Annotated in this window: 7 protein-coding genes; all 7 read right to left on the bottom strand. The window is 62.0% G+C overall.

Annotation, left to right across the window (positions count from 1 at the left end; translation table 11 throughout):
• Window positions 1–277 precede the first annotated feature (277 nt).
• Window positions 278–976, bottom strand: coding sequence for a peptidase E (locus tag YA0848_RS35615; protein WP_184315861.1), 699 nt, complete (start codon window positions 974–976; stop codon window positions 278–280).
• A gap of 295 nt (window positions 977–1,271) precedes the next feature.
• Window positions 1,272–1,610, bottom strand: coding sequence for a Na+/H+ antiporter subunit G (locus YA0848_RS35620; protein ID WP_169903556.1), 339 nt, complete (start codon window positions 1,608–1,610; stop codon window positions 1,272–1,274).
• Window positions 1,607–1,885, bottom strand: a complete 279-nt coding sequence (locus tag YA0848_RS35625) for a K+/H+ antiporter subunit F (protein ID WP_034098763.1) — start codon at window positions 1,883–1,885, stop codon at window positions 1,607–1,609. The genes YA0848_RS35620 and YA0848_RS35625 overlap by 4 nt, the downstream gene beginning before the upstream one ends.
• Entirely contained in the window at window positions 1,882–2,370 is a 489-nt protein-coding gene (locus tag YA0848_RS35630; protein WP_034098762.1) for a Na+/H+ antiporter subunit E, read from the bottom strand. The genes YA0848_RS35625 and YA0848_RS35630 overlap by 4 nt, the downstream gene beginning before the upstream one ends.
• The gene (locus YA0848_RS35635) at window positions 2,367–4,049 is read right to left on the bottom strand and encodes a monovalent cation/H+ antiporter subunit D (protein ID WP_169903555.1); all 1,683 of its coding nucleotides are present in this window, start codon (window positions 4,047–4,049) and stop codon (window positions 2,367–2,369) included. The genes YA0848_RS35630 and YA0848_RS35635 overlap by 4 nt, the downstream gene beginning before the upstream one ends.
• Window positions 4,046–4,390: a Na+/H+ antiporter subunit C gene (locus YA0848_RS35640; protein ID WP_007973781.1), complete on the bottom strand. Its 345-nt coding sequence runs from the start codon at window positions 4,388–4,390 to the stop codon at window positions 4,046–4,048. Before YA0848_RS35640 ends, YA0848_RS35635 begins: the two co-directional genes overlap by 4 nt.
• On the bottom strand, window positions 4,390–5,997 hold a 1,608-nt coding region (gene mbhE, locus YA0848_RS35645), incomplete at its 5' end, for a hydrogen gas-evolving membrane-bound hydrogenase subunit E (protein WP_198731587.1). The genes YA0848_RS35640 and mbhE, both read right to left, overlap by 1 nt.

Consider the following 5,997-nt stretch of genomic DNA (forward strand, 5'->3'; position numbering starts at 1 on the left):
TCCTTGAGATCTACAGCCGGGCTGCTTTCTACCTGTCAACAACGATCAAGTGTGGGAGGGGGCTTGCTCCCGATAGCGGTGGCTCAGCCAACATACCTGCCAACAGTACCGCCGCCTTCGAAGCCTCGCTAAAGCTCGACATCTCCCACAGGGGATTGGCGGTATCCTTGAGATCTACAGCCGGGCTGCTTTCTACCTGTCAACAACGATCAAGTGTGGGAGGGGTTGGGCTCATTGTCTGTTCCTTCAGAGGGCTGCGTCTGGAAAAGGGATGGACCTAGCCGCTGGAAACCTGCAAAAGCTGTGTTAGATACGCAGGTGTCGTAGTGACGACATAAGCACTCTTTGTCGCGTCGTTATGAATCGTCTCGTGGTATCTGCCGTCCTTGAAATGCAGGGCGACGCCATCATCGACGGCGTAGGCGGGCTGTACGTCTTTGAGCCGGACAAGCTCAACAAACGAAGCTTCTCTTCCCGCCTCTGAACTGAAATGCGGACACAGCGCTCCTGGCAGAAAACCCAGGCCGGTAATCAGGGCGAACGCTCCCCCTGAGTCAGAGTGCCCATACTCAAACCAGCAAATCGCCCCTGCACTGACACCACACAGGACCTTACCGTTTTCCCATGCCTCTTTCAGAAGGCCCACCGCGCCAAACTCACGCCAGATAGCCACCATGGCACGGGTATTCCCGCCTGCCACGTAGATGATATCGGCTTGCTTAAACAACGATGAAATATGATCAGGGCTGGGAAAGGGTGGAATAAAGAATGTCAGCGTGCGTACGCTGCAACCAGCGCTCTCATATTTGGCCGTGAAGTCGGTAATCTTTACACGGTCGTCGCCGTTGGCGGTGGAGATATAGAGAACCGTGGGATGGGCTTTGCCGGGCGAAGCGACGATATATTCGTCGATGCGGGTCATGCGCTGCATGTCTTCGCTGGACTCGCCGCCGATGACAATGATGTTTTTATCCATGGTGAACTCCTGTCTCAGCACGGCGACATACCCAGGTCTTAGGGTATCCCCAAAATGCCCGTAGGGTTTCACGCTCATTTCATCCTAGCTTTAGATGGTTGCCACGATTAAACCCCAGACGAAACTGGCGGTATTGGCTGAGCTGGCAGAGCGAATCCGGTCTGTCGTCTAGTACAGTCCAAATGTGGGAGGGGGCTTGCCCCCGATTGCGGCTCAGCCAGCTCATCTGTAGCTGGTCCACCGTCATAGGGGGCAAGCCCCTCATACATTTGTTGACCTTGCAGGCTTTCAGCGCTCAGCGCCGGCTGCTGACCTCAGCCGGCACATCATCCCCGGCCATGCGCTTGCGGAACAACGCAGTGCGCGCCAGCAGCAACGTGGTGACTGGCACGGTGATCGACAGCAGAATCGGGATCAACCAGCCATGCAGCACCGGCCCGGATTTGAGCACCGAAAAGTAGATGATCGACGCCAACGCCACGCACCACGCGCCCAATGTCGAGGCCAGGGCCGGTGGGTGCATGCGCTGGAAGAAGTCCTTCATGCGCAGCAGCCCTAGTGCGCCAATCAGTGCAAACAGGCTGCTGAGTACCAGCAGCACGCCCACCACGATTTCCATCCATATCGGCATCATTCAATCACCTCTCCACGCAGCAGGAATTTGGCCAGGGCAAACGAGCCCACGAAGCCGAACAGCGCGATCAGCAGCGCCGCTTCGAAGTAGGTGTCACTGGCATAACGAATGCCCAGCACCAGCATCATCAGCATTGCCAGGATGTACAGATAGTCCAGGGCCAGAACCCGGTCTTGGGCCGATGGGCCTTTGAACAGGCGTATCAGGGTCAGCACCATGGCCAGGGAAAACAGGAACAGGCTGAACAGGATCGCGTTGGCGAGCAGGGGGCTCATTCGAAGATCTCCATCAGGGGCCGCTCGTAGGTGGATTTGAAGTGCTCGATAAACTGCGCTTCATCGTCCAGATCGAATACGTGCAGCAGCAGGATGCTGCGGTCCAGCGCCAGTTCCGACCAAATGGTGCCGGGTACCACGGTGGTGATCATCGACAGCGCCGCCAGGCCGTTGGGGTCACGCAGGTCCAAGGGGATCTTGATAAAGCACGAGCGCGGCGGGCGCGAGCCGCAGGTCAGCACGCCCCAGGCCACTTGCAGGTTGGACACGATCACGTCGCGCCCCACCAGCAGCAACAGGCGCAGAATCACGCCCGGACGGCGGATGCGGATCGGCAGCGGCCGCAACGGCGCCATCATCAGCGGGGCCAGAAAGCCCAGCAACGCGCCGAGCAGCAGATTGCCAGGGCTGACGGACAGGTTCAGCACCAGCCACAGCAGCCACAACGCCAGGGACAGCCACGGGGCAGGGAATAGGCGCTTCATGGTTGCACCTGTGCGGCAGTGGCCTTGGCTTCAGGGCTGGGCACCGGGCGCGTGGCCATGACGGCCATCACGTACTGTTCGGGGTTGTTCAGGCTCTGGGCGGTGGCCTGGGTGTAGCGCATCAGCGGTTCTGCCTTGAAGGTCAGCGCGATGCTCAGCCCCAGTAAGAAGAAGATCGGCAGGCATTCATAGCGACGCAGCAGTGGCGACGGGCGTTCTTCCGGGGTCCAGAAGCGCTGGATGCCCATACGCGCAAACGCGATCAGCGAGGCCAGGCCGGACAGGATCAACAGCACCACCAGGCCCCACGCGGCGGGCCGGATCGGCGCGTCGGCGCTGGCACCGAGGCCCAACGGGTTGACCAGTGCGCTCAACAGGCTGAGCTTGCCGATAAACCCGGACAGCGGCGGCATGCCGATAATCAGCAGGGCGCAGGCCACGAAGCTCAAGCCGAGGAAGGCCATGGTCCAGGGGATCACCTGGCCGATCACGGCTTTCTGCTCATCGTCCAGGTTCACGCCGGGTCGAGGGTGCAGGGACTCCATGGCTTTGGGCAAGGCGTCGATTTCTTCATCCAGCGGCAGGTCGTTGGCCGAGCGCGAACGCTCGATCAGTTCGGCCAGCAGGAACAGGGCACTCAAGGCCAGGGTGGAGCTGATCAGATAGAACAACGCGCCGGCGGTCAGGTTCGGCTGGGCGAAGCCTACCGCCGATAGCAGGATCCCGGCCGAGACCAGGATACTCAGGCTCGCCATGCGCTCCAGGCGCTGCGCCGCTACCATCGCCAGCGCCGCACAGATGATCGTGGCCATGCCGCCGTACACCAGCCAGTCGCCGCCGAACAACGCCGACGCGCCGGCCTGGCCGGAAAACAGCAGGGTCCACAGGCGCAGCACGGTGTACACGCCGACCTTGGTCATGATCGCGAACATCGCCGCCACCGGCGCACTGGCTGAAGAGTAGGCCGGCGCCAGCCAGAAGTTCAGCGGCCACATGCCGGCCTTGGCCAGGAAGGCGGTGGCGAGGATCGCCGCACCGGCGTGCAGCAGGCCGCGATCGGCCTCGGGCACCAGCGGGATTTTCAGCGCCAGGTCGGCGAAGTTCAGCGTGCCGGTAACCCCGTAGATCATCGCCGCGCCGATCAGGAACAGCGACGACGCCAACAGGTTGATCGCGATGTAATGCAGCCCCGACGATACCCGCGCGCGGCCGGAGCCATGCAACATCAACCCGTAGGACGCGGCCAGCAGCACCTCGAAGAATACGAACAGGTTGAACAGGTCTGCGGTGAGGAATGCGCCGTACAGGCCCATCATCTGGATCTGGAACAGCGCGTGGAAACTGGTGCCGGCGCGGTCCCAGCGCGCCATGGCGAACAGCAGCGCACTGACGCCGATGATCCCGGTGAGCACCAGCATCAGCGCCGACAGTTGATCCACCACTAGCACAATACCGAACGGCACTTGCCAGTTGCCCGGCAGGTACACACCGATGGAGCCGGGGCCGCCTTGCTGCGTCCAGTACAGCAGCAGGATCGCCGTGGCGAGGCCAAGCACGCTGGAAAACAGGTTGATACGCGCCTTGAGTGGCCGGCGTTTCTCGCTGAGCATCAGCATCAGCGCGGCGGTGAGCAACGGCAGCAGGATCGGGGCGACGATCAGTTGGTTGACCCAATTCATTCCCTGGGCTCCCGGCCGTCCACATGGTCGGTGCCGGTCAGGCCCCGCGATGCCAGCAACACCACCAGAAACAGCGCGGTCATGGCGAAGCTGATCACGATGGCGGTCAGCACCAGGGCCTGGGGCAGGGGATCGGTATAGTGCAACAGATCCTGCGGCACGCCGTCCTTGATGATCGGCTCCTTGCCGATAAACAGGCTGCCCATGCTGAAAATGAACAGGTTGACCCCGTAGGACAGCAGGCACAGGCCCATCACCACCTGGAACGTCCGTGGCCGCAGGATCAACCAGACGCCGGAGGCCGCCAGGACCCCAATGGCAATTGCGATGACTTCTTCCATCAGGCGGCTCCTTCGGTTGCAGCGACTGCTTTAGGCTGGTTGCTCGGTTTATGCGCACGCACCGATTGGTGGCCGAGGGCGGTGAGCATCAACAGGGTCGAACCGACCACCATGGCGTACACGCCCACATCGAAGAACAACGCGCTGGCGATATGGATATCTCCCAGCACCGGCACGCTCAGATGCAGGGTGTGGGTGGTGAGGAACGGATAGCCGAAGCACAGCGCACCGAGCCCGGTGAGGGTCGCGGAAAACAAACCGAAGCCCATCCAGCGCATCGGCCGCAGACTCATCTGCGCCTCGACCCACTGCGTGCCGGCCACCATGTATTGCAGGATAAACGCCACCGACATCACCAAGCCCGCGACAAACCCGCCGCCCGGTTGGTTGTGGCCGCGCATAAACAGATAAAACGACACCACCAGCGCAATCGGCAGCAGCAAGCGCACCAGCACCGCCGGCACCATCATAAAGCCCAGGGCGGTGTCGCTGGCCTGGCGTGGGTTGACCAGGTCAGTGGCCACGTCCGGCGCCAACTGCCGCTGTTGTGGCGGCAGCTCCATACTTTCCTTGGATGGGCGGAAACGCCGCAGCAGGGCGTAGACCGTCAGCGCCACGGCGCCGAGCACGGTGATTTCGCCCAGGGTATCGAAGCCTCGGAAGTCGACCAGCATCACGTTCACCACATTGCTGCCGCCACCTTCGGGCAGGGCGCGGCTGAGGTAGAACGAGGAGATATCGTTGGGGGTCTGGCGGGTCAGCATCGCGTAGGACAGCAAAGCCATGCCACCACCCACCACGGTGGACAGCAGGAAGTCGCGGACCCGGCGCACCCTGGCCCTGCGCAAGGTATTAGGCAGCGGCGAAACCTCTTCGATCCGCCGTGGCAGCCAGCGCAGGCCGAGCAGGATCAGCACGGTGGTCACCACTTCCACCACCAGTTGGGTCAAGGCCAGGTCCGGCGCCGAGAACCACACAAATGTAATGCAGGTCATCAGCCCACACACGCTGACCATGGTCAGGGCGGCGAGCCGGTGGTATTTGGCTTGCCAGGCGGCGCCCAGGGCGCAGGCGATCGCCAACACCCATAGGGTTACGAACACCACCGAACCGGGGATTTTCGGACGGTCGCCCCAGCTAAGGCCACTGTTGAGCATGGGGATCATGCCGCCGATCAGCGCCACCAGTACCAATAGGAACAACTGCGGTTGCAGGCGCTTGGTGCTGATGCGTTTTTCGATCTTGCGCACGCCGCGCATCATCACCACCAGGCTGCGTTCGAAGCCGCGCTTGCCGTTGAAATAACTGATCACCGGCGGGTACTTGAAACGACCGCGCTTGAGCTGTTTGCGTAGCATCAGGTACAGCACCACACCGCCGGACATCGCCACCAGGCTCATGATCATCGGTGCGTTCCAGCCGTGCCAGATCGCCAGGCTGTACTCGGGTAGCACGCCGCCCACCACCGGCAACGCGGCGGCGGCGAGGATCGAACCGACTATCTGCGCCGGAAAAATCCCCACCAGCAGGCAGGTGAATACCAGCAGTTCCACCGGTGCGCGCATCCAGCGCGGTGGCTCGTGGGGGGTGTGGGGCAGGTTGGTGGG

The organism is Pseudomonas sp. S4_EA_1b (assembly GCF_016307435.1).
GTDB classification, from domain to species: domain Bacteria; phylum Pseudomonadota; class Gammaproteobacteria; order Pseudomonadales; family Pseudomonadaceae; genus Aquipseudomonas; species Aquipseudomonas rhodesiae.

Bases quoted from the DNA above. Each gene is read 5' to 3' on its own strand.
- YA0848_RS35640 (WP_007973781.1), bottom strand. From the start codon at position 4,390: ATGGAAGAAGTCATCGCAATTGCCATTGGGGTCCTGGCGGCCTCCGGC.
- YA0848_RS35635 (WP_169903555.1), bottom strand. From the start codon at position 4,049: ATGAATTGGGTCAACCAACTGATCGTCGCCCCGATCCTGCTGCCGTTG.
- YA0848_RS35625 (WP_034098763.1), bottom strand. From the start codon at position 1,885: ATGAGCCCCCTGCTCGCCAACGCGATCCTGTTCAGCCTGTTCCTGTTT.
- YA0848_RS35630 (WP_034098762.1), bottom strand. From the start codon at position 2,370: ATGAAGCGCCTATTCCCTGCCCCGTGGCTGTCCCTGGCGTTGTGGCTG.
- YA0848_RS35620 (WP_169903556.1), bottom strand. From the start codon at position 1,610: ATGATGCCGATATGGATGGAAATCGTGGTGGGCGTGCTGCTGGTACTC.
- YA0848_RS35615 (WP_184315861.1), bottom strand. From the start codon at position 976: ATGGATAAAAACATCATTGTCATCGGCGGCGAGTCCAGCGAAGACATG.